General features: G+C 43.0%; 23 protein-coding genes. 6 read left to right on the top strand and 17 right to left on the bottom strand.

The genetic code is table 11. The annotated features are described in order from the left end of the window. Window positions 1-127: 127 nt before the first annotated feature. Entirely contained in the window at window positions 128-691 is a 564-nt protein-coding gene (locus MJ612_RS12815) for a fasciclin domain-containing protein (protein ID WP_187031574.1), read from the top strand. Window positions 692-887: 196 nt separating this feature from the next. Here MJ612_RS12815 and uvrB read toward each other — a convergent pair whose 3' ends face one another. The 12 genes from uvrB to MJ612_RS12755 form a co-directional block, all read right to left on the bottom strand. Further along, a complete protein-coding gene (gene uvrB / locus MJ612_RS12810; RefSeq protein WP_187031576.1) occupies window positions 888-2,915 on the bottom strand; it encodes an excinuclease ABC subunit UvrB in 2,028 nt (675 codons plus the stop codon). Between the two features lie 202 nt (window positions 2,916-3,117). Further along, the gene (locus MJ612_RS12805) at window positions 3,118-3,495 is read right to left on the bottom strand and encodes a hypothetical protein (RefSeq protein WP_187031578.1); all 378 of its coding nucleotides are present in this window, start codon (window positions 3,493-3,495) and stop codon (window positions 3,118-3,120) included. A 51-nt stretch (window positions 3,496-3,546) separates the two neighbouring features. Next, entirely contained in the window at window positions 3,547-3,996 is a 450-nt protein-coding gene (locus tag MJ612_RS12800) for a hypothetical protein (protein WP_187031580.1), read from the bottom strand. 22 nt (window positions 3,997-4,018) lie between these two features. Further along, the gene (locus MJ612_RS12795; protein ID WP_187031582.1) at window positions 4,019-4,468 is read right to left on the bottom strand and encodes a hypothetical protein; all 450 of its coding nucleotides are present in this window, start codon (window positions 4,466-4,468) and stop codon (window positions 4,019-4,021) included. Between the two features lie 118 nt (window positions 4,469-4,586). Further along, window positions 4,587-6,257 carry a hypothetical protein gene (locus tag MJ612_RS12790; RefSeq protein ID WP_250419180.1) on the bottom strand — a complete coding sequence of 557 codons (1,671 nt, stop codon included), beginning with the start codon at window positions 6,255-6,257 and terminating at the stop codon, window positions 4,587-4,589. Continuing rightward, on the bottom strand, window positions 6,241-6,819 hold the full coding sequence (locus MJ612_RS12785; RefSeq protein ID WP_187031588.1) for an RNA polymerase sigma factor: 579 nt from the start codon (window positions 6,817-6,819) through the stop codon (window positions 6,241-6,243). The genes MJ612_RS12790 and MJ612_RS12785 overlap by 17 nt, the downstream gene beginning before the upstream one ends. Before the next feature lie 274 nt (window positions 6,820-7,093). Beyond that, window positions 7,094-7,492, bottom strand: coding sequence for a YkvA family protein (locus MJ612_RS12780; RefSeq protein WP_187031590.1), 399 nt, complete (start codon window positions 7,490-7,492; stop codon window positions 7,094-7,096). Between the two features lie 107 nt (window positions 7,493-7,599). Continuing rightward, window positions 7,600-8,337, bottom strand: a complete 738-nt coding sequence (locus MJ612_RS12775) for a shikimate dehydrogenase family protein (RefSeq protein ID WP_187031592.1) — start codon at window positions 8,335-8,337, stop codon at window positions 7,600-7,602. Between the two features lie 82 nt (window positions 8,338-8,419). Continuing rightward, complete coding sequence (locus MJ612_RS12770; protein ID WP_187031594.1) at window positions 8,420-9,202, bottom strand: phosphosulfolactate synthase; 783 nt, start codon at window positions 9,200-9,202, stop codon at window positions 8,420-8,422. 6 nt (window positions 9,203-9,208) lie between these two features. Beyond that, a complete protein-coding gene (locus MJ612_RS12765) occupies window positions 9,209-10,606 on the bottom strand; it encodes a tetratricopeptide repeat protein (protein ID WP_187031596.1) in 1,398 nt (465 codons plus the stop codon). 87 nt (window positions 10,607-10,693) lie between these two features. Beyond that, window positions 10,694-11,668, bottom strand: a complete 975-nt coding sequence (locus tag MJ612_RS12760; RefSeq protein WP_187031598.1) for an NAD-dependent epimerase/dehydratase family protein — start codon at window positions 11,666-11,668, stop codon at window positions 10,694-10,696. Between the two features lie 28 nt (window positions 11,669-11,696). Further along, window positions 11,697-12,443 carry a tyrosine-protein phosphatase gene (locus MJ612_RS12755; RefSeq protein WP_187031600.1) on the bottom strand — a complete coding sequence of 249 codons (747 nt, stop codon included), beginning with the start codon at window positions 12,441-12,443 and terminating at the stop codon, window positions 11,697-11,699. 257 nt (window positions 12,444-12,700) lie between these two features. Here MJ612_RS12755 and MJ612_RS12750 point away from each other — a divergent pair, with 257 nt between their 5' ends. The 4 genes from MJ612_RS12750 (at window position 12,701) to hpf (ending at window position 15,457) form a co-directional block, all read left to right on the top strand. Next, a complete protein-coding gene (locus MJ612_RS12750) occupies window positions 12,701-13,840 on the top strand; it encodes an acyl-CoA dehydrogenase family protein (protein WP_187031601.1) in 1,140 nt (379 codons plus the stop codon). A gap of 150 nt (window positions 13,841-13,990) precedes the next feature. Further along, window positions 13,991-14,185, top strand: coding sequence for a 30S ribosomal protein S21 (rpsU, locus tag MJ612_RS12745; RefSeq protein WP_162346156.1), 195 nt, complete (start codon window positions 13,991-13,993; stop codon window positions 14,183-14,185). A 69-nt stretch (window positions 14,186-14,254) separates the two neighbouring features. Further along, window positions 14,255-15,133, top strand: a complete 879-nt coding sequence (locus MJ612_RS12740) for a tyrosine-type recombinase/integrase (protein WP_187031603.1) — start codon at window positions 14,255-14,257, stop codon at window positions 15,131-15,133. A gap of 24 nt (window positions 15,134-15,157) precedes the next feature. Next, entirely contained in the window at window positions 15,158-15,457 is a 300-nt protein-coding gene (gene hpf / locus MJ612_RS12735; protein WP_187031605.1) for a ribosome hibernation-promoting factor, HPF/YfiA family, read from the top strand. Between the two features lie 160 nt (window positions 15,458-15,617). Here the strand turns inward: hpf and metK are convergent, their stop codons facing one another. After that, window positions 15,618-16,922: a methionine adenosyltransferase gene (gene metK / locus MJ612_RS12730; protein ID WP_187031607.1), complete on the bottom strand. Its 1,305-nt coding sequence runs from the start codon at window positions 16,920-16,922 to the stop codon at window positions 15,618-15,620. Between the two features lie 291 nt (window positions 16,923-17,213). On the opposite strand from metK, the gene MJ612_RS12725 reads away from it, so the two are divergent. Beyond that, window positions 17,214-18,035 carry a phosphatase PAP2 family protein gene (locus MJ612_RS12725; protein WP_187031609.1) on the top strand — a complete coding sequence of 274 codons (822 nt, stop codon included), beginning with the start codon at window positions 17,214-17,216 and terminating at the stop codon, window positions 18,033-18,035. Between the two features lie 85 nt (window positions 18,036-18,120). Here MJ612_RS12725 and MJ612_RS12720 read toward each other — a convergent pair whose 3' ends face one another. The 4 genes from MJ612_RS12720 to MJ612_RS12705 form a co-directional block, all read right to left on the bottom strand. Next, window positions 18,121-20,526 carry a prolyl oligopeptidase family serine peptidase gene (locus tag MJ612_RS12720; RefSeq protein WP_187031611.1) on the bottom strand — a complete coding sequence of 802 codons (2,406 nt, stop codon included), beginning with the start codon at window positions 20,524-20,526 and terminating at the stop codon, window positions 18,121-18,123. Between the two features lie 104 nt (window positions 20,527-20,630). Next, window positions 20,631-22,298, bottom strand: a complete 1,668-nt coding sequence (locus tag MJ612_RS12715; RefSeq protein WP_187031613.1) for an amidase — start codon at window positions 22,296-22,298, stop codon at window positions 20,631-20,633. A gap of 90 nt (window positions 22,299-22,388) precedes the next feature. Further along, window positions 22,389-23,249, bottom strand: a complete 861-nt coding sequence (locus tag MJ612_RS12710; RefSeq protein WP_187031615.1) for a hypothetical protein — start codon at window positions 23,247-23,249, stop codon at window positions 22,389-22,391. Between the two features lie 8 nt (window positions 23,250-23,257). Continuing rightward, complete coding sequence (locus MJ612_RS12705) at window positions 23,258-24,691, bottom strand: RagB/SusD family nutrient uptake outer membrane protein (RefSeq protein ID WP_187031617.1); 1,434 nt, start codon at window positions 24,689-24,691, stop codon at window positions 23,258-23,260. Window positions 24,692-24,717 lie beyond the last annotated feature (26 nt).

Raw genomic sequence — 24,717 nt, 5'->3', positions numbered from 1 at the left:
TTGCCTTCGCCACAAACAATATAACTAAAATTATAACAAAAGTCATTTTCACTATTAACCTAAGTCATATTTTGATACCTTTTAATTTGGCAATATTGTGTAGTCTTTAACTCGTAAAACTAACAGTATGAAAAAGGTATCTCTGGCCATAGTTATAGCCGCTGGCGCTATACTGGCCTCTTGCAACCCATCAGAACAACAAGTCACCACTACCGAAGTACAAACTGAAACAACCGAAGCGCAGGCAACGGCAGGCCAATCTGCAGTGCAGGACGATGAATCGCAGAAGAACGTAGTACAGGTAGCCGCTTCGTCTCCGGACCACACCACATTGGCTACTGCCGTTAAAACTGCCGAACTGGTAGATGTACTGACCAACGCCGGACCATTTACAGTATTTGCCCCAACCAATGCTGCTTTCGAGAAGTTACCAGCCGGCACCGTAGAAGGCTTACTGGAACCAGAAAAACGAAGCGATCTGCGTAACATCCTGCAGTACCACGTGTATGTAGGCATTCTGAATGCAGATAGCTTTGAAGATGGCCAGAGCCTGGGCCAAGTAAACGGCGGCCGCGTAACGATGGGCGTAAAAGATGGAAAGGTAACTGTAAACGGGGCTAATATTCTGGCATCTATTCCTACATCAAACGGCGTTATCCACGTGATAGACCAAGTGCTGTTACCGCAGTAAGTACTCCTGATAGTTAATTGTCTGAATCAGGACTTAGAGAACTCACTCCTACACCTCTCAAGAGGGAATTGCACTAAAAGAGTTTTGCACTTGGAGGAGTGCAATAAATCAGTAAAAAGTGAAAAGCACCTGTAGCTCAACCTACAGGTGCTTTTCACTTTTTAAATTTTTAACTTCTAGACTTTCTAACTACAGCTTAGTCTCTTTTTGATTTGAGCAGGTTGCGTAGCTCTGCCAGTTCATCTCTATATTTGGCAGCCTGTAGGAAGTCGAGGTCTTTGGCAGCGGCTTCCATCTGTTTTTCAGTTTTCTTGATGAGTTTTTCGAGCTGCTCCCGGTTCATCATTTGAATTACAGGTTCTGCTGCAATCGACACTTCCTCAGGGCCGGCATACATCTTGACTTCCTTCTTCTTCATATCAGCTACGGATGTCTGCTCAAATATCTCGTCTTTAGACTTAAGCACCGTACGCGGTGTAATACCGTGCTTTTCGTTGTAAGCCATCTGCGTAGCGCGGCGTCGGTTGGTCTCATCTATAGCGCGCTGCATAGAACCGGTCATTCGGTCGGCATACATAATCACCTTACCTTTCTCGTTTCGGGCAGCACGGCCCATCGTCTGTATCAGCGAGCGCTGATCACGCAGAAAGCCTTCTTTATCCGCATCAAGTATAGCTACAAGGCTTACCTCTGGTAAGTCGAGTCCTTCGCGGAGCAGGTTTACGCCCACCAGCACATCAATTTCACCTAAACGTAATTCACGAAGAATCTCCACACGGTCCAGGGCTTTAACTTCGGAGTGCAGGTACTTTGTTTTGATGTTCAGGCGCTCCAGGTACTTAGTCAGCTCCTCAGACATGCGCTTGGTTAGCGTAGTTACCAGCACACGGGCACCTTCTTTTACACGCTCGTCGATCTCATCCAGCAGATCGTCTACCTGGTTCGTACTTGGTCGTACTTCAATTACAGGATCCAGTAAGCCGGTTGGTCTGATGATCTGCTCAACTATAACACCTTCTGATTTCTGTATTTCATAATCGCCGGGCGTTGCGCTCACAAACACCACCTGCTTCATCATACTTTCGAACTCGTTAAAGGTAAGCGGGCGGTTATCCATAGCAGCCGGAAGTCGGAAGCCATACTCTACCAGTGCCACTTTACGCGAACGGTCGCCGCCCCACATAGCGCGTACCTGCGGCACGGTTACGTGGCTCTCATCTATCACCATCAGAAAATCATCCGGAAAATAATCGAGCAAGCAGAACGGTCGTGCACCCGGGGCACGGCGGTCGAAGTAGCGCGAATAGTTTTCGATGCCGGAGCAGTAACCCAATTCACGGATCATCTCCAGGTCAAACTCTGTTCGTTCTTTAATGCGCTTGGCTTCTACAGGACGGTCTTCTTTCAGGAAATAATCGTGCTGCGCCACCATGTCGTACTGTATCTCCGAAATGGCCTGCTGTAGTGTATCCTTACCAGTTACGAAAAGGTTAGCAGGATAAAGTGTGATTGCTTTTTCATCGGCCAGCTTTTTACCTGTTGCCGGATCAATACGGTGTATTTGCTCCAACTCATCGCCGAAGAAATAAAACCGATAAGCAAAATCTGCATATGCTGGGTAAATATCTACCGTATCACCTTTCACCCTAAATGTTCCACGTGTGAACTCTGCCTCGGTACGGCTGTAAAGTATCTGCACAAACGTATAAAGCAGGTTGTTACGGCTGTAGCGTTGGCCCGGCGCCAGGTGCAATACATTTTTGCCAAATTCTTCGGGGTTACCGATACCATAGATACACGATACGGATGCCACCACAATCACATCCCGTCGGCCCGAAAGCAGTGCCGATGTAGTATGCAGGCGAAGCTTCTCGATCTCCTCGTTTATGGCAAGGTCTTTTTCTATGAACACATCCGATGAAGCAATGTATGCCTCCGGCTGGTAGTAGTCGTAATAAGAGATAAAATATTCTACCGCATTATCAGGGAAGAACTGCTTGAACTCGCCGTACAACTGTGCGGCCAGTGTTTTGTTATGGCAAAGTACCAGCGTAGGCTTGCCCGTATTTTTGATAACGTTAGCCATGGTAAAAGTTTTACCGGTACCAGTAGCACCCAGCAAAACCTGTACAGGCTCTCCGTTCTTTACTCCTTCTGTGAGTTGTGCAATGGCCTTGGGCTGGTCGCCGGTTGGCTGAAACTCTGATGTTAGCTTAAAATCCATTCGTCGGTTTTACGAAATTAACGATAAAGTATAACATCTGAAACTGTACGTAAGTTTACCTTTTGCAAACATTATCCGGGAAGTATAAGTATAAAATTTAACGCACAAAAAAAGCCTGCCGCAAAGCAACAGGCATTTCCAAGTCAGTCAGTTTTAATAATTTCAAATAAAGAAGCAAACTGCTTGTAAAGTAGTTTATACTTTAGTTTGCATCAGGTTCAGCGTTGCAGATGCGAGTTATAGTTGCTTCCGGATACATCATATAAATCGCAAGGCAAACCTGACTATTATCATCCCGCTCTTCCAAAGCTACATTTATTTTCAGGCCAGCTTGCTTGTAATCTTCAGGTAGGTTATTAACTTTAACATACTTTTCGTTAACATAGCAGCCACCTGGCAAAATACTATTTGCATCCTCTTCTGTATCAGGTACACGCAGTACATACCAGCCGCCACTGCAATCGTCGGGTCCTACTACTTCTGCTTCTATACAAACCGGCTCAGGAGAATCCTGCTCGCAGCTAATTGTAAACAGGGCCAAGCCCACATACAGCATTAAAATTTGTAAAGTATTCTTCATAGTTCTATTAAGTACTAACGGTCTGAAGCTAAGATAAAAGATACTATAACCTTACCGGTACAGGTGATAAGTATCTGTAAAAATGGCATAAGGGTCGCTGCCAACATAAGAGCACTCTAACACCATTTTATTTGGTTTACACTCTTTCACATTATACCGGGCCGACCAGAAGTTATGTGTAAGTATAAATGCATTAGGTAACGTATATTCGGCTTTAAAGGCCTCTTTTTTCTTTAAGCCGTTGGCCGTATTATGTACCAGAAAAGCACTATCTCTTCTGAACTCGAAATAGTCATCAGGTGCACCGGTATAGTTTGTTGTTTTGCAGCTACCACTCCGGCAAAGCTGATAGTCTACCTTTTGTATTTTCCACTTACCCAACACCGCATTTTGTGTCTGTCCAGCCGAAAGGCTGAGTGCAATCGGCTCCTCATCCTGGCAGCTTAAGCAAAGCACAGCCAACAGAAGGACTAGAACAGTCCCGCAACTGCAATTTTTCATAGCTATAGGTTAAGAGTGCGTGTTAATTATCAGTGCCTGTTACAGGCTGCAGACAAGTAAGCTTAACAATTCTGGCTTTGGGCAAAGCGGCTTTACAGTAAGCTTCATCCTTGTACCGGTCATCCTGTTCAACTTCTGTAAAGCCATATTTATACTTTTGGCCGGGAGTAAGAGCTTGTACCGATGTAGCATTTACCCAGGGTTGCAGGTAAGTGGTGTCGTTTACTTGAAGCCATGTATCACCGAAAGCTCCGTAGCCGCAGGTAACAGTAACGGCAGTTGCCTGAAAAATACAGTCCGTTTTAGGAAAGCAACCACCCATAGTTTCCAGTTCTTCCTCTTCATTGTCGCAGCCCGTCATAAAAAGAGAAAATAGGAGAAGAGCCAACAGCATGTACCAACCGGATAAATTTGCTTTCACTAGTACTGCAGCATCAGAGAAAACTGCAGGGATCAGGCGCATTTTCTTCATAGTTTTATGTAGTGTAGGTTTGGTTAGAACAGACGGTTACAGTTGCTGTTGGCCTCCTTCCATTAACAAGATTCTATATAGGTAGTAATGGTTGCACTGCACTGAAAAAAAATCCAGATTATTTACTACCCTGACCCAGCATATAGTTTATGCCCATGTTTACGCCTATAGTATAGGGTTTATCCTGGTTGGCTATGGCGTGTTCTTTGGCAAGCATAGAGGTAATAAAATGGCGGTATTCAGGCCCGAACGAAACGCTTACTGCATTAGATAAACGCTTGCCTAACCCTACACCAAGATTACCTGAGAACTGTACCTTCCTGAAAGGAGAGTCATCGGTTGGACCATAGGTTACGCTGGCAATTTCGGGGTTGGCTGCTTTTATAGTTGTCTGCATCAGCAAGTTTACTGCACCACCACCGTGCGCAAACCAAAACCATTTCTCACTCATATTACCTTCTACCTGCAAGCCAACCGGCACAGACAGCATCTGGTAACTGTAATCCACATCAAACGGCGCCTTTGTTTTTACTACACTAATAGAGTCGGTAGTAAAGGTGTTAAGTGACGGCAGAAAAACTGTTGTAGGCTGAAGCTTGATACGTTCGTTTGTTCGAGGTTTAAAGATGTATTGCTCTACAATATAGCTAGTCTTTGTTTTAGAGGTATTTTGACTGTAGCCTAAACCTGCCAGTAACTTTAATCTCTTACCTAACCTGAAACCTGCTTTTGCATCAACGTTGTAAGACATAGCTGCCTGCGTATTCTTCTGAAATTCGATGCGGGCATCCCGCATGTTTTCTTTGGACTCATCAGACATAGAAGGCTCAGGAGGCGGCGGTGGCATATTCGGATCAGGATTAAACATTACACGAAAAGGCGTAATGGTATAACCAGGTATATTTATATTCTGAGCAAAATAAGAAGAGCCATAGTTCATACCGACATTCCAGCGGCTGTCAGCGATGCTCTTTTTTTCGGCATCTGAGCCAGCCGGTGAGCTAAGCGTCAATGCCTGCTCTGCCTGTTTTTGTAAAGCTATACTTTCCTGTGCCTCCGGTGTAGTGCTTCCGATAGTTGCATTTCTGCGCAGCAGCGGGTGCATTGTATTAGAACTGGTATAGTTGTCCGGCACATTGGCAATAGCCTGCGTTGCCGGCACAAACCCATTTACCTTTTGTTCTGTTAAAGCACCTATTCTGTTTTCTTCTGCTGTAGTTGTTTCACCAGTTCTCTCTGTAGCTATTGCTATCATTCCTTCAGAACCGGGAGCTGTAGTAGTAACTGGTGACGTTGCTGCTTCAGAAGCTGTATGGTTATACTTACTGCTTTGATCTATCCTTGCCGAACTGCCTGGTATTGTAGCGCTATTTTCTGCTGTAGTTACCTGTGCTATAGTTGCCTGATCAGGAATGCTTGCTGAAGTATAGCTTTGCGAATTCTGAGGCTGAGCTAAAGTAGCATTGTTACCAGTTGCTTCAGAATTTGCACTGGTACCAGCAGCTATGGTTGCATCACCTTTTTGCTGTGCTGCGGAGGCAAGTAATGTCTGGTCCTGTTTATAATGTATAAAAAGCGCAGCGCCAGCCAGCACAAACAATACAAAACATGCAGCAGCCAGTTGCCTGTAGAACAGCACACGTTTTTTATACTTTACATTCTCCTGCAACGTAAGCACATGGTCTATCTGCGACCAGACATTCGGGTCCGGTGTTGCTTCCGCATCCTGAAAGCGGCGCCACATGCTTTGCTCCAGTTCTCCGTACTCTTTATTATCTGTTGATGACATGCTCTTGATATGGTTTATCCTGGCGCATCAGCATACTTTGCAGTATTGCCCGCGCCCTCGAATACTGAGATTTTGATGTGCCTTCCGAGATATCGAGCATCTCCCCGATCTCTTTGTGGTTGTACCCTTCTATAGCGTACAGGTTAAACACCATACGGTAACGGGGTGCCAGGCTTTGAATCATACTCAGCAATTCATCCATGCTATAATCGTTCAGGTTATAGTCGCTGGAGCTCAAATTTTCAACTTCCTCTGTCTCATGCGACACTGTAAGCACTGTTTTCTGCCGCAAATGCTTCAGGGCTGTGTTCACTATTATTTTTCTGATCCAGAACTCCAACGGACAATCTTTTTTAAAGTTCTGAATGTTAGCAAACACCTTTACAAACCCTTCCTGCAAAATATCTTCGGCCTCAAACGTAGTTGGAGCATAACGCAGACACACCACCATCATCTTTTTATTGTACAGGTCATACAGAAGCCGTTGCATTTCCCGTTTGCCGGCAATGCAGCCATCAATTAGCTTTTCTTCCTCTGACTTGTTACTGGTAAAAAGTTTCAACCGCTGATCTGTTTACAGCTCTTACTCACATGAGCCTAAAACAAGACTTATGGTTGCAGGCTAGGTAAAATATTTCTTACAGAGTATAAGTATAATAGAATCAGTATACTTATGATGAGTAAATGTAAGAAATTAAAGTGATTATAGTTCTATACTAAGATAGCAGAAAGCTATATTTTCGACAAACAGGTTGAGAAGACAGATAAGCCCTTAAAATAAAAAGGCGCACCCGGTTTTACAGGTGCGCCTTGTAAAGTATAAGTATAGTTAACTATTAGGCCAGAAAAAGCATTTTGTAAGTTAATATTGCCACAACGGTAGCTACTAACATCCATACATACCCAATAATTTTATAAGCTGTAGAACTGCCTGACGCTACACCACTCAGCGTTTCGTATGCCTGTATGCGTGCCTGGTCTAACACAAGTTTAGATAGTAGTTGATAAGAGAAACCAATACCTAACGTTACAGCTACCACATCATCCAGGAAACCAAAAACAGGCACCAGGTCGGGTACAAGATCTATCGGACTGATAGCATACCCAACAGCAACTGCCAACAATAAACGCACATACCATTTTACGCGTGCATCGCGGTACGACAAGTATAAAGCGTAAATTTCAGCGTTAAAAGCGTGTGTTTTCTGTTTCAGGGTGGTAAGGTGCGTAGTCATGAGGTGGCGTTTTGGGTGGCTCTCGTTTTCAGGCTTTTACGCGTACCTGCACACCTTATGTTACAGCATCAGCCAATTATTTTACAGAAAATAAATTGCATTACCTTTTACCTGCTTTGCCATATCTGCCACGCAGCTTCTGCCTGCCCGTGCAGCATTGCTAAACCATTTAGGATATGCGCACCCGCCTCTTCTCCCTTTTGCAGGAAGAGTGTTTTCTCAGGGTTGTATATCAGGTCGTAAAGGTAATGTTGGGCTGTAAGCACCTCGTAAGGCAGATCAGGGTACTTTTCTACATCAGGGTACATTCCTACAGGTGTGGTGTTAATAATAAGCTGGTACCGCTGTAACACATCAGCTGTAAGCTCCTGATACGTAAGCCGACCTTTGCCAGAAGAGCGTGATAAAATTGTATAGTTTATACTTAGGTTTTGAAGTGCTGCGCAAACCGCTTTAGATGCGCCGCCGGTTCCTAATACCAGCGCCGGCCCCTGCTGTGCTACCGGATAAAACTGCTCAAGTGAGGTTTTAAATCCTATATAATCAGAATTATAGCCTTTAATTTTCCCTTCTGATATCCTGATCACATTTACCGCTCCGATGCGTGCTGCTGCTTCATCCAGTTCGTCGAGGTAAGGTATAACTTCCTGCTTGTAAGGTACGGTAACATTTAAGCCAACTAACTCAGGCTCCTTTTTAAGCAGTTGGGGCAGCTCAGCTATATTTCCCAGTTCATACAGTTCATAAACAGCATCTGCTATACCTTCCCGCTCAAACTTCTCCGTAAAATAACGCTTCGAGAACGAGTGTCCGAGCTTTTTACCTATCAGGCCGTAGCGTTTCATAAATCTATACTTGAGCTTAAATAAAATTGCCCGTTCGGGTTGTCCGACGGGCAATTTACAGGTTATATCTTAATTAATTGACTTAGCCTTTAAGACCAGCATCGTCCATGTTAAGGAAATGATGGAACGTATCGCCACGCAGACCTAAACGAATAGTTTCTAAAGGTATAACTTCGCTTGGCGCAATGTTACCCAGGTTTACGTTTGCACCCAATAGTTTAATAAACCATACCTGCTGTGCTTTCTGCGGAGCTTCCCACAATATTTTCTCAAACGGGATCTTTGTCAGGATCTCTTCTACCAGACCACTTCTAACTTCGCCTGTAGAACGGAACAAACCAACGTTACCACCTTCCCGGGCTTCGCCAATCACTTTCCAGGCGCCTGCATCCAGTTCCGACTGCATCAGCTGTATCCACTTGTAAGGCGGAATGATCTTCTCTGCATCTTTAGAGCCAACTTCCGATAACACCGTTACCTGTTCAGCTAATGTCTGAATATACTGCAGCTTTTCATCATGGTTCATTTCCAGGGAGCCGTCCGACACTTCAGCAAAGGTCATCTGGTATTTGTCCAGGATGCGGCGGTAGTCTTCGAACTGGTTACGTGCAATAAAAGCCTCAAACAAAGTACCTCCAAAGTATACCGGTATGCCGGCAGCTCTGTAAGCATCCAGTTTTCGGTCCAGGTTAGGCACTACATAGGAAGTAGCCCATCCAAGCTTCACGATATCTACATACTCTCCGGCTACATCCAGAAAGTCTTCCACTTCCCGCACACTCAGACCTTTGTCCATGGCCATGGTAAAGCCCCTTTCGCGTGGTTTGGCCTCACGCTCCGGCAGGTTATTCAGTGTATAGTTCATCTGATATTATTTGCGATACTGATCAATTAATCTGGCTAATGCCCGCTGCGACTCCAGTTCAGGGAAGAACTCAAACAGCAGCTTATGTTTTTCGAAGTCCAAAATTAAGGCATTTTCAAGATAATTGTAAGCTTCGCGGTATTTTCCTGCAGAAAGTAGGTAAGCGCAGGCCCTATAATATAGCTCTGCTTCGTCTGGTTGCAGTTCTATAGCGTTTAAAATAATATCTGTAGCCTCGTCATAATTACCCTGTTCATACAGAATAATAGACCAGTTCAGGTAAATATCCTTGTCGTTTGGCTGAATCTCGGCAGCTCTGGCATAGCTCTCCAACGCAGAAACAACATGCCCCACATGGTACTCGGCAGCAGCAAGTGCCACCCAGTAATCAGAACTATCATCGTAAAGCTCTACTGCCTTCTTAAAAAAGTGTACGGCCTCATACCATTTACCCTGCGCATCAAGTATAACTCCAATACCAAACCAGGCCTCATCCATCTCCGGATCAAGGTCTACTGATTTCTGGTAATACCTTCTGGAAAGATCCCATTGCTGAAGCTTTTCGTAGCATTCGCCAATATTACAGTATACTTCCGCAGATGGTGAACCATGCTCCAGCATGGCATTAAATGCGTCAATAGCTTTAATATATTCCCCTATAAACACATAGGCATTGGCCATGTTGTTATAGGCAGTAATAAAGTCTGGCTTAATGATGGTAGAGTAATCGTAAGCGGCTATGGCTTTATCGTAAGAACCCATTTTGTTGAGCACGTTGCCTAGGTTAAACCAAGCTACATACGAGTAAGGGTCATCGTCTACAAACTTCTGGAAAAATGGCAGATGCTCACGCAACGTACCGGTTACTTCCATGCAGTATACTATTTCCTGCATAGCCGCTTCGTTCTCCACGTTCAGTTCGATGCACTTTTTATAGTACTTGATGGCTGAGCCAAATTTCCCCCAGCTCTGGTAGGCCAACCCGATATTAAAGAAAATATCATCGCGGTCTTCGGCAAAGGCCAGTGCTTTCTTAAAGTAATCGATCGCATCGCGGTACTCACCACGCTGCGAAAATATAATACCTCTGGTTAAGTGTATATCCGGGTTACCGGCTTCTACTTCGGCTACTTCATCTATCAGCGCCAAGGCATCGTCCAGGCTACCGGCCATGGCCAGCAGCTGGGCTTTATCTATCTGTAGTTCCGAAGAAAAAGGGTATTGTGCGATAGCCGCATCACAGGCCACTAATGCTTTCTTGTATTCGAAGTTAGCAGTGTAATGGTCTATTATTATTTCAAAGTCGTTAATATCAAAAAAAGCAGTGCCATTGTTTTCGAGTGTCTGCTCGAAACGTTGTATCAAATCCAGCTCTTCGCTGTTATCTTCAAAATTATCTTTCATCTCAAATCCCAACCGGCTGCATAAAGCAGCCTTTGTTACATTACATTTTATACAGGCAAATAGTTTATTGATCGGACTGCCAAAAAGCTACTTTATGGCCTGCTGTTGCAGTAGTTCGGAACAGGTCCAGGCTATACTTTCATTTAAACTCCTGAACTCCAACCCAATGGCTTTTTGCACCTTTGCATTACTGAAAAAATGATTTTTTGCCGATACCCGTGCTGTATCTTTTGTAATAAGCGGCCGCGCACCTGTAAGCCATGAGCGAAGCCGCTCAGCCCGCCATACAACCTCGGCCAGTACCGGATTAACTTTCCGCGACGGCGCTTTTCTGCCCATGCAGCCAGCTACCTGTTCAAAAAAATCTTTGTAAGCCAGCTGCCCTGCATTCAAGATAAATCTTTCGCCTGATATTTCCGAGAATGTAAGTTTTAGCATAGCATCCACCACATCCCGTACATCTACAAAATTGGCTTTGCCGCCTGTATAAAAAGAATTGTTGTTATATACATATTTAAAAAGCCGGGTGCTGCTACGGTTCCAATCTGCAGGGCCTAACACCACCGACGGATTAACTATAACAGCCTTTAACCCTTCTGAAATGCCGCGCCATACTTCAAGCTCACCTAAATGTTTGGAACTGGCATAAGCTGAATGTTCTTCTGCCTGATTCCATTTGCTGTTTTCAGTTAACACATCTGCTCCTACCGGGCGACCAATTGCAGCAATTGAGCTTACATGGCAAAGCTTTATACTTCCGGCTTCCAGGCATGCGTCTACTACATTGGCTGTGCCTTCAATATTTACCTGTTTCAGCAGATCCTTATCCTGTGGATCGTAAGATACTAACCCGGCACTATGGAAAACATAGTCCACACCTTGCAATGCTTGCCGCAGGAGTACAATATCAAGTATGTCTCCCTCCAGCCACTCTACCTTATCAGCAAAAGCTATAGTTGGTGTCTGCCCACGGTAAAGCGCACGCACCTGATGCCCCTGCCTTACGAGCTCCGGTATCAGGAAACTACCAATAAGGCCACTACCACCTGTTACAAATATCATTCTGAAGTATAGCTTTGGGAAATGGCACTTATAGTTGCGGGTTAAGCAATGGCAACGAAAGCAGCTTATTTATGTGTTTGGCACTAAGCACACGCTGCAACGACGCAACATGCTTCATGCTGTGCACATCAGACCCCACCAGGTCTACCAAACCGTTATCTATTAATTTTTCTGCTACATTTTTTGCCGCTGGCGAGTAATATCCTGTCAGTGAGTTCAGGTTTGGTTGCAACAGCACACCCTGCTCTCTTATCTCTATCAGATCATTGAACTTGCCGTAGAAGTAAGTATAACGCTCGGGATGAGCCATTACCGGTTTGTACCCCTTTGACCGCATCATAAAAATGGCTTCGCGCAGGTTAAGCGGTTCGTTCAGAAAAGATGTTTCGAAAAGCAGGTATTTATCGCCAAAGGTTAGCAGTTCTTCGTTATTTTCCAGTTTCTGCAGAAATACCTCATCCAGGTAGTACTCAGCGGCACAACCCAACTCCATTTCTATACCTGCTTCTGCTACAGCATCATTCAGGTACTGCAGGCGTTCACGTATACCTTCGGGTGTGTTGCGGTAAAAATCACTCATTATATGGGGCGTCATAATCAGCTTGCGGTAACCTAACTGCTGCATGGCCTGCACCAGCTCCAGCGATCGCTCCAGCGTATCTGCACCATCATCCAACCCAGGCAGAATATGCGAGTGCATGTCCACACCTATAGCGCCCAACGACTCCAGCGTAGCTGTATCTCCCCCAAATAAGTTTTTAAAAAACTGCTTCATTTACTGTCGTTTAGCTATTTGCCCTTTCTGTCATCCTATTAGTTCGCACAACCGGGTTCTTAGCACCTTCAAAATAACGCAATTTAAACGCGCTTTCAAAATAGACGCTGCGCCAGCACGTTATTACTTTACCTACTTATTATACTCTGTTTTAGGTTCTCAGATTGTCCGTTTGCCATTAAATATATAGCTTTGTGAACATACGGTTCTTAAAACCGTTATATACGCTACTCCAAACCCTTACAAATAAACTATAAATGGAATTAAAGTATACAGAGAACCAGCGCATGATTGCGGACATGGTCAGAGACTTTGGTGCGAAACACATTAAGCCTAAAATGCGCGAGTGGGACGAAAGCCAGGAGTTTCCGGTAGAAGTGTTTAAGCAACTTGGGGAACTTGGCCTGATGGGCGTGCTGGTACCAACTGAGTATGGCGGATCTGGCTTCGGTTACCTGGAGTATGTAACAGCCATTGCAGAGCTTTCTAAAATAGATGGCTCAATTGGCTTATCTATGGCAGCGCACAACTCACTTTGCACAGGTCATATACTTGCTTTCGGCAACGAAGAGCAGAAACAGAAATACCTGCCTAAATTAGCAACTGCTGAATGGATTGGGGCGTGGGGCTTAACTGAGCCAAACACAGGTTCTGATGCAGGCAATATGCGTACGGTAGCTGTAGAGGATGGCGATTACTATGTTATTAATGGAGCCAAAAACTTTATAACACACGGTAAAACCGGTAATGTAGCTGTAGTTATAGTTCGTACCGGCGAAGTTGGTGACTCGCATGGCATGACAGCTTTTGTGATTGAGAAAGGTACACCGGGCTTTAGCGCTGGTCGCAAAGAAGATAAACTAGGCATGCGTGCCTCTGAAACCACAGAGCTTATCTTCCAGGACTGCCGCGTGCATAAGAGCCAGATACTAGGTAATGTAGGCGAAGGCTTTATCCAGGCGATGAAAGTATTGGATGGTGGCCGTATTTCTATCGCAGCCTTATCACTGGGTATAGCACAAGGTGCCTTTGAGGCCGCTTTAGCTTACTCTAAAGAGCGTAGCCAGTTCAATAAGCCAATCTCGTCGTTCCAGGGTATTGCCTTTAAGTTAGCTGACATGGCTACTGAAGTTGAGGCCGCTGCATTGCTTACTTACCAGGCAGCCGATATGAAGAACCGCGGCCTGAACGTGAACAAAGAATCGGCTATGGCTAAACTTTATGCTTCTGAAGTATCGGTAAGAGTAGCAAACGAAGGTGTGCAGATATTTGGCGGTTACGGTTTCACAAAAGACTACCCTGCCGAAAAATACTACCGCGATGCTAAGTTATGCACTATAGGCGAGGGAACAAGCGAGATACAAAAGCTTGTTATTTCCAGGGCTATACTTAAATAGTCAATGCTAAAACAGCTGATTTAGCTGCTTAAAACCATTGATTCAGAATATTTTAGATATAAACAGATAAAAATCGATTAAATAGTTGATTTTTAAGTCTAAGCTTTATTAAATTTGCAACCCTAATTCCAAGAGAAGCGAAACAAAAACATGATTATTGTAAACGTAAAAGATAACGAGTCTGTAGACCGTGCATTAAAGAGATTTAAGAAGAAGTTCGAAAGAACTGGTGTGTTGAAAGAGCTGAGAGCTAGAACATTCTTCGAAAAACCATCTGTTTCTAAAAGAAAGCAGAAAGAAAGAGCTAAGTACAAGCAGACTCTTTTCGCTAAGGATAACTACTAATTTCGTTTCCGAAATAATATATTTTCCATAACTTAGTATAGCTGCTTCACTGAGTGGCTATACTACGTTATGGATTTATTTTTTAAGTACCTACAGTACGAAAAGCGGTACAGCCCGCACACCCTTACCTCCTACCACACCGACCTGTGGCAATTTTCTGATTACCTGCTTCAGACTTACGAGATTTCCGATCCGGCACAAGCCGACCATACCATCATCCGTTCCTGGATTTTGTCGTTGGTACAAAACAACATTCAGCCGCGTTCTATCAACCGGAAAATAGCTTGCCTGCGCTCTTACTATAAATTCCTGCTTTCTCAGCAACGCATACAGGCTAACCCGATGCTGCGCATTAAAGCGCCTAAGGTTTCTAAAAAGCTTCCGGCATTTGTACCTGAAGAGCCCTTTAATCAATTACTTGATGGTTTTGAGTTCGAAGATTCCTTTGAAGGCCAGCGGGACAGAGTTATACTTGAGTTCCTGTATGGCACTGGCATGCGTTTAGCCGAACTTATTGGTATTAAAGAATCAGATATTGACAAGCACCAGAAAACAGTACGGGTACTGGGCAAAGGCAACAAAGAGCGTATTATACCTATAAACGACTCATTATGGGAAAGTATAAATGTTTACCTGGCACATAAGAGAAGAGCGTTCGGAGATAACAATTCTGAAAAGCTGCTCGTTACAACTAAAGCACGCCCATTGTACCCAAAATTTATATACCGCGTGGTAAAGAAGTACATCAGCTTGATAACTACCTCAGCACATAACAGCCCTCACGTTCTACGGCATTCCTTTGCTACGCATTTGCTAAACAAGGGAGCCGACCTCAATGCAATTAAGGATCTGTTGGGCCACGCCAGTCTGGCTGCTACGCAAGTTTACACCCATAACTCTATTGAAAAGCTTAAATCGATTTTCGAGAAAGCTCATCCAAAAGCATAAGTTAAACCAATAAATTTTACCACTATGAAGCTACAGATGCATTCCATCCACTTCGAGGCTGACACACAGCTTACCGATTTCATTCAGCAGAGAGTAGATAAATTAGAGACCTTTTATGACCGCATTGTAGAAGGTGAAGTGTTTCTTAAGCATAACAACAGCGATGGCATTAATACCAAAACTGTAGAGATAAAGCTATTTGTACCAGGCACTACTCTTTACTCAGAAGAAAATGCCCCGTCTTTTGAGGCTGCTGCCGATGCCGCTGTAGAAGCCATGCGACGCCAGCTTAAAAAGTATAAAGAAAAGCAAATGGCACACTAGGAATGCGGAGCATTCCAATTATGAATTAGGAATTAAGAATTATGAATGTCTCCTAGTTTGAGATATCTATAAAACAGAAGGGCCTGCTAAGTATAGCAGGCCCTTCTGTTTTATAGATAAAAGTCTATTATCTTTTGTCTAGCATCTAATGTCTGACAAACTATAGACCGAACTCTTGCTTGATTTTGTCCACGTAATCAAGTTTCTCCCAGGTAAAGGTTTCAAACTCTTTCACTTCTTTGTGTCCATTAACAGAGAACTCTACTTTCTTGATGCCTGGTGTTCTACCCATGTGACCATAAGCAGCAGTCTCAGCAAAAATAGGGTTTTGCAGACCAAAACGCTGCACGATAGCATAAGGGCGCATATCAAACAGTTTGTTTACTTTCTCTGCGATCTCGCCATCGCTCATGATGTTACCGTTAGCATCTTTTACTTTAGTTGAACCATAGGTAGTTACATACAGCCCTACCGGCTTGGCAACACCAATGGCATAAGCCACCTGCACCAGCGCCTGATCTGCAACACCTGCAGCTACCAGGTTTTTAGCAATATGGCGGGCTGCATATGCTGCCGAACGGTCAACTTTAGAAGAATCCTTACCAGAAAATGCGCCACCACCGTGAGCACCTTTACCGCCATAGGTATCAACTATAATTTTACGGCCAGTTAAGCCGGTGTCACCGTGAGGGCCACCGATCACAAACTTACCAGTTGGGTTAATGTGGTAGGTGATGTCTTTGTTAAACAGCTTTTGGATACGTTCCGGCAGCTGCTTCAGAACACGCGGGATAAGTATAGCATCTACATCTTCTTTGATCTTAGCTACCATCTCCTGCTCAGCTTTGTCTTTCGCTTCCGGTGTGTTGCTTTCCGGAAGTATAAACTCGTCGTGCTGTGTAGAAATAACGATAGTGTCTATCTTCTCTGGCACGTGGTTGTCGCTGTAACGGATCGTAACCTGAGATTTTGCATCCGGACGCAGGTAAGTCATCTCTTTACCTTCTTTACGGATAGCAGCAAGCTCTTCCAGTAACAGGTGTGAAATGCTCAGTGCCAATGGCATGAAATTATCGGTTTCGTTTGTAGCATAACCAAACATCATTCCCTGGTCACCGGCACCCTGATCTTCCGGGTTAGCACGCTCTACACCCTGGTTGATATCTGCAGATTGCTCATGTATAGCCGAGATAACACCGCAGGCATCAGCATCAAACATATACTCAGACTTAGTATAGCCAATACGCTTAATTACATCGCGGGCAACTTTCTGCACATCAACATAAGCCTCGGATTTTACCTCCCCACTTAATACCACAAGACCTGTAGTAACAAGTGTTTCACAGGCAACCTTCGACTGAGGATCCTGCTTTAAGAATTCATCTAGAAGTGCATCGGATATCTGATCCGCCACTTTATCAGGGTGTCCTTCTGACACTGACTCAGAAGTGAATAAATATGGCATTGCTTAAAATTTTATGACGATTTAAAATGATGGCTAAAAAGCCAATACATACAAAGCTAAGACAATTCCGGCATACTTAAAAAAAACAGGGGTTATACCTTACTTATGTTTCTGGTGCCGATTGGTAGTATTAAGTTCTGTTACGGAAAGCAAGAGTATATAGATATAGTAATTTATTAAAGCTATCTCAAAGCATATACCTATATCCTTGACCCAGTATAGTACAAAACCTTTTAAACATGCCTTCGTTTCAAAAGCATCATTTACTGACTTATTTCAAAGTTTATACATATGAAACCGATTATATCTATATTAATTATATTCACAATCATTACCGGCCCGGCTACGGCCCAGGAAAACAATTCGCCCTATAGAACCAAGCTTTCTGTGGATGGCCCTGTAATAATTGCAGGCATGGGCTTGAGCGCCTATGGATTATCGTTAATGATGGACAAAGATGGCTTTACCGAAGATGAAGTTTTAGCGTTGGATAAAAACGATGTGAACAAGTTCGACAGATTTTCAGCAGGATATCACTCAGAAAGCGCTAAAAAAGCAAGCGACTTCCCGTTTTATGGTTCGTTTGCTATGCCTTTTGCCATGATGCTAAATGATAATGTGCGCAGTAAAGCAGGTCAGGTTCTGGTACTATATGTTGAAACAATGGCTGTAACCGGCACGTTGTTTACTTTAGCAAATGGTAATACAGAACGTGCAAGGCCATTAGTTTATAGTGATGAAGTAGAACTAGGTGAGAAAACAGAATCTAATGCCCAGAATTCTTTTTATGCAGGGCATACAGCTGCTACTGCTGCGGCTACCTTTTTTGCTGCTAAGATATTCCATGATTTTAACCCAGAGTCCAATGCACGACCGTACGTTTGGGCTGCTGCGGCTGCTATACCTGCTTCTGTGGGTTACCTCAGGCTTAAGGCAGGCAAACACTTTTTAAGTGATAATATACTTGGCTATACTTTGGGTGCAGCCGCGGGTATAGTTATCCCGCAGTTACATAAAAAGACTAATCTAACAGGTATATCGCTTACCCCTTCCGTTATACCTACCTTTAATGGTGCAGCTGCGCAAGGTGCTAATCTGAGTTATACTTTTTAAGTTTGAACAGTAATCACTTAAATCATAAAAAGAAAAGCACAGTAACTCACGCTACTGTGCTTTTCTTTTTATATCAAACCTTAATTTATTTCTTCTTCAGGTTCTCTTCAAACAATTTATAGATACGTTTGTATTCATCTGTCCAACTGGCTGGTTCAACAAAACCATGATCCTCAACCGGATAAACAGCTAGTTCCCAGTTATCCTTACCTAGTTCTATAAGGCGCTGAGACAGGCGAACAACATCCTGGAAATGAACATTGGTATCTACCATGCCATGGCATATCAATAAAGCACCTTTTAATCCTTCAGCATAGTAAATTGGTGAGCTTTTAGCATATGCCAGACTATCAGTCTGTGGAGTATTCAGAATATTCGAAGTATAGCCGTGGTTGTAATGTGCCCAGTCTGTTACTGAACGTAAAGCAGCACCTGCAGCAAAAACGTCAGGCTCTGTGAACATGGCCATTAAAGTTATAAAGCCACCGTACGACCCGCCGTAGATACCGATACGCTTAGGATCAACATTATACTTTTCTACAAGCAACTTTGCACCGTCAACGTGGTCGCTCAGGTCTTTGCCACCCATAAACTGGTAAATGCCAGTACGCACATCACGACCATACCCTGCACTACCTCTGTAATCTATATCCAATACGGTATAACCCTGGTCTGCCAGGAAGTTATGGAACATGTATTCTCTGAAGTAACTGCTCCACCATTTATGTGCATTTTGTAAATAACCGGCACCGTGTACAAATATTACAGCTGGTCCGTTTGCTTTAGCATTTTTTGGCTGATATAAACGAGCGTATACATCTGTTCCATCTTCTGCCTTAAAAGAAATTACTTCCGGTTCTCGCCAGTTATAAGCTTTAAACTCTTCCGTTAAAGAATTAGTGATCTGCCGTGGCTTCGCTCCTTTTTTGTTTTCCATTACATACAGCTCCCATGGCTTGTTGCTGTAAGAATAACGGAAAGCCAACGTCTTCTCATCCGGCGAAAGCTCTACTTCATGAGCACCAGGCATAGTTGTAAGCTGAACCATTGCGCCACCGTTTACAGGCATCTTATAAAAATGCTGCTCGCCCGGGTGTACTTTATTAGCTGTAAAATACCAGTACTTTTTATCATCTGATAACTGCACACCTGATACCTCGAATTTTCCTGTGGTTAAAGCTTTCTTCTTACCGGTTTTAGCATTTACACTATACAGATGAGAGTAACCACTTTCTTCAGACTGAAACCAGACAGATTCATTATCCGGCATCCAGCCAATATCGCCTGCACCATAGCCAATGCCTGGCCCGTTGATCCAGGCGTTGTCGTGTTGCCGATCCAGCAGGTTTAGTTTACCTGTATTTGCGTCTAATGTTAGTATCCAGCGGTCTTTATTGTCGGCTGAGCGAGCTACTACTACTGCATTCTTGCCATTATCAGACCAAAACGGACCATAAATAACTGAAGCACGCATTTCGGGCTTTTTGTTTTTAGTATCCGCAGCATCCTTACTTATACTTGCTTTCTGATTTTTTTCCAGCAAATAGGCAGGCACATCATATATACCTTCCACATCCTTCATAGTAACCGCATAAGTAGAATCGCGGTGGGTATCATACACGAAGAACTCATAGGTACTTTGGGCATCACCTACCTTGGTTCTTGTATTTATATCTTCCGTATACCCTGAGGATGTAACGTAGTCTGGTACTATTGCTACTTTAGCATTTTTAGGGCGGCTTATTAAACTATAGGTAACAAAGCGCTCATCAGGGCTCAGCGTTACACTGCTCACCTGCTTATCATCAATGTAGATATCTAACGGGCGGGCAGGAGCATCAGCTTTTTGCTGTTTCTTAAATGCTTCTTTATCTGCCTCACGGTCTTTTACAATCTGCAGAAGGCCGAGTTGCTGGTTGCGCAGCCACACTCTTTGCGGGTCTTTTTCTTCAGTGTCTGCTGGTTTCTTCCCTTTTCTGAAATCGGTGAGCTGCGCCAATTGCCCATTAACCAAGCTCCAGGAGTATAAGTTATTATCTTTCAGAAAAGTGATCTGCTTCTCATCAAAAGTAAAAGCTGGATTGCTTTCACGCTCTACTGTATTAGTAACACGTGTTACTCTTCCACTCTTTATGTCCAGCAGAAAAATATCACCATTCTTTTCATATACCTTTTTGGACTCGGCCTTATTATAAGCACCATACTGCGCTGCCATATTACGACGCTCTGCTGCTGAGATCTTCTTTATGTCTTTACCATTAGTAGTTACAGCATATAAAGAGTCTTTGCGATTTCCTTCCGGGTTCCAGTTAAAGTATACTTTCTTTCCATCTTCAGACCAGAAAATATTACTTGGAGCAATGCCAATCCATTTCGGATCGCGCATTATTTTTTCTACACTTAGTTCAGTACTTTTTACCTGCGCCTGCAGGCTACTGCCCGCAAGCATTCCGAAAAGTATAAGTGCAACAGCTTTACTCTTAAAAAACATAGAGCTATAGGTTTATGGGTGATTTTCTTTTTAAAAATAAGCGAAAAGCCCCAATATATCAAAGAGACATATCAAGGCTTTCAGGCTATTCATTTATTCTGAATTTACTTTTTTGACAGGTATGCAGTAGGATGCTTCTCTTCGTGTGGCGTAAGGTCTTGGTATAGTTTAGCCAACGCCAGTGTTTCCGCTTCGCCAAATAGCTTGCCAATAAAAGTTATAGTTGTTGGCATACCATTCTTCTGCAAGCCGTTCGGCACTACTACACACGGATGGCCTGTAAGGTTAGTAACTACCAGGTTACTGCTCCCAAATGATGGACTGATATAAACATCAACATCCTTTAGCTTTTCCTGCATCTGTTGCACCAGTAAGGTTCGTACACGCTGTGCCTGCAAGTATTCGACAGCAGGAATAAACCTACCTGCTCTAAAAATGTTTGGCCATGCACCTTTATGCTGCTGCTTAAGCAACTCATCTTTTCCGCTACGGGTTAACTCGTCAAACGCTGCTGCACCTTCCACTGAAATGGTAAGTATAAGATCGTTTACCGGTAGATCTGGTAACTCAATAGGCACAAGCTCTATTCCTGCTTTTCTCAGCACTTCCAGTGTAGCCTGGTCATTCTCCTGGAAACCATACTTGCGTTCAAAGTCCTTCTTCAGGTAACCAACGCGCAGCTTCTTTGCATCTAGTTTTGTGTTATAGTTAAATGGAGCATCATAAACTGACTGATCTTTTCCATCTGGTCCGTATATGGCGTTAAACACAATAGCAGCATCTTCTGCAGATCGTGTAATAGGTCCGATTTTATCCATAGACCAGCTTAGTGCCATAGCACCGTGGCGACTAACACGACCAAATGTAGGTCTGAGGCCCGTCGTACCACATGCAGTTGATGGAGAAACTATTGAACCCAATGTTTCAGTACCAATTGCATAAGGAAGCAAACCTGCCGCAACTGCTGATGCAGAACCTGCAGAAGAGCCGCTTGATCCTTTGCTTAAGTCCCATGGAGATTTTGTTTTTCCACCATACCACACATCACCCATGGCAAGTTCACCTAATGTTAGTTTCGCTACCAACACACCACCTGCATTTTGCAAACGTTCTACAACAGTAGCGTCTAAATCAATTTGCTGATCTTTATATGGTGCTGCTCCCCAGGTAGTTTTATAGTTCTTTGTAGCCAGCAGATCCTTTACCCCAAAAGGAATACCATGAAGCAAACCCTTATACTTACCGGCTTTAATTTCTTTATCTGCCTGTCGTGCCTGCTGCAGAGCCAGTTCTTCTGTTAGCGTCGTTACACACTCTAAAGTTGGCCCGTACTGCTTCAGCCTGCTTAAGTAAAAGGTTGTTAACTCTTCAGATGAAATTTGTTTTGTTTTGATAAGCGCAGCCAGCTGTGGTATAGTATAGTATGCCAGGTCTTCTCTGTTAACAGGAAGCTTTAACTTCTTTGGCATTTCAACCTTAAACTTCTCCTTTTCCTTTGGCCACTTAAAGCCAACCGGAATAGGATTGAACACGATAGCAGGAGCAACATCATTTTTTAATGTAACCTTCCTGATACGCTCATAGCCATTTTTGAAATCTTCTAGCTCGGCGGTAGCTGAATCTAACTCAGCATTAGTAAAGTTTAAGCCTATTATATTTTGGGCCTGCTGCAGCATAGCTACAGATATTTTAGCTTCTGCTATTTTAAAAGTAAAGGCACCAAGGGTAAAGCAGCTAGCAGCTAATAGTATAGTATTAGTTTTATTGTTCATTTCTAATAGTTATCTAGAACAAGATATTGAAAACTATTAAAACAAAAAAGGCAGGAAATTTTCCTGCCTTTTTTGTTTTAATAGTTAGTCTTATTGAGACTTCTTGAATGTGTATTTATCTTGTCTGAAGACAGTACCATCTTCATACTTCATTGTTACGTTCAGCCAGAATTCACCTGTTGTCTCATCATAAGCACCATCACCGTTACCTTCTACAGTAAGTACACCTACAGGAGCTGTAAATCTCAGACCTACGTTTTGCTTAGGCATTCTCACAATACCTTTTTTAGCACCTTCTGATTCAGGTATGAAGTTAATTGTCGCAACTTTTGCGCCAGCATTCAAACCAAATGCATTACCTGTTATTGATAGGATATTGCAATCACCGTTAGTATTCTTTGCTAGTGGCGCAACGTGGGTTGATCCAGTACTTGCTCTTGTCACAGTGTTGGAACCTTCCCAAGAAGAAGTATTTACTTGGCAGTCATCATTCACAAGACTTACTGTTACAGCAGACTGTAGCTTGTCTTTGCTATTGATACCTATTATGAGGTTTGGATCACTTACAGAAGTAATTGTTAGCTCTATTGTTCTAGATAAATCAAATTGATTATTGTTGATAGGTTCAATTTCAATAGTAGCATTATTTTCTCCGGCAGGAATAGTTACTGTACGAGGCGAATTCAAGTTGTAATCTACACCTTCAACTGCATTACCAGCTACCGTATATTCTATGGTAACATCTTCCTTAACTCCATTACCTACAGAAGCTCCTATTGTTATTAAAAGTGGTTCTTCACCATTTTCAAAAACTGTATAAGACTCCTGATTGAAAGCTACAAAGTTCTGGCCTTTAAAGTAATATTCATCTTCTTCTACTTCGCATGAAAACATGCTGAACATAGCTCCAGTTAATAACAAAGAAGCTATATATCTTTTAATATTCTTCATTCTAATTTCTATTTATAAGCTTCGTTCTGTTCTATGTTTGGATTAGCATATATCTCACTCTGTGGAATAGGAAATGCAAATCTCAGGTCATCAGCAGGAAGAGTACAGCTAGTAGAATTGCAATCTGCACCTCTCACTATTGCTTCATTTCTTCTCTTAAGATCGAAGAATCTGTCACCTTCAAAAGCAAGCTCTTTTCTTCTTTCAGTAAAAATCGCATTGAGAAGATCCTGTCCAGTTTCCTGACCAACTCCTGATTCAGGATCTGGAGTGAAACCAGTGATACGAGCAGCTCTTAATGTGTTTAGGTCGGCTAGAGCTTTATCACCTTGATTCGTTCTTGCATAAGCTTCAGCTCTTATAAGTAGCATATCAGCAGATCTAAGGATGATAACATCACTTTGCCCTTTAATAGCTGCATTTTTATCAATGTACTTAAACACTATATTAGGCTCAGCTCTAGTAGGAACTATTTCATAATAAGATGTATATCTTACATCTTTAGCTTTTTCCTCTGCAGTTGCACCATATTCATCTAAAAGATCCTGTGTCGGGTTAAATGAAACTAGGTCATTAGTTACGCTGTAGAAGTTACCACCAATGTTTGCAGCGCCTTGAGGAAGTGCAATCTTAAATATTGCTTCAGCGTTACCATTTCCTTGTCTCCACATTGCTGCGAATTCATTTTTAGCAGCAATTGGCTTACCTGCAAGTGCTTCAGTAGCATATGTAATAGCTTCATCAAGGTTATTACTATATAGTGCAACTTTCGCTTGTAATGCAGACACTGCAAGTGGAGTTATTCTTGTTGGGCTTTGTGTAACTCCAGCGAGTAATACTTTTGCATCAGTCAGATCTTTCGTTACTTGGTCGTATACTTCTTTAACTGTGTTACGAGCAGGAGATGAAATTTTAGACTCCAACATGATTGGAACACCTAGATGACTTGCATCAGCTGTATAGTCGTACCGTTGCGAGAACAAACGAACAAGATCAAAGTGTGCCATTGCTCTTAAAGCAAGCGCTTCTCCTTTAATTTGATTTTTCTCTGCCTCAGTTCCTTCAATAGCATCAATTCTGTTGATGATTATGTTAGCTCTGTTAATTACGCTATACATAGCGTTCCAAGCGCTTGCAGCTTCACCCAGACCAGCTGTGTAAGTAAAGCTGTGTACCTGCACACCTTCTCCAAGATTTTGAACTGATTTCCTTGCATTATCACTAAGCTGATAATTAAGAACGATCATGTTGCCACCCCAGTAGCTAGCAGATGCAGTTGCTGCATAAGTACCTGTTAAAGCCTTTTTGAAGTCATTGATATCTGTTAAAGCGATATCAGTTACCAATGAGTCTGTAGGCTTAATATCTATCACATCCTCGCAGGATGAAACCATCAGGCCCATTGCTAGGGCAAGAATAGTTATATTTTTATTAAATCTCATGTTAATTATTTTTAAGAATCCTTAAA

Source organism: Pontibacter deserti (assembly GCF_023630255.1).
Lineage (GTDB): Bacteria > Bacteroidota > Bacteroidia > Cytophagales > Hymenobacteraceae > Pontibacter > Pontibacter deserti.
The sequence above is the reverse complement of the archived record's forward strand: the minus strand, read 5'-3'. Positions and strand labels throughout refer to the sequence as shown.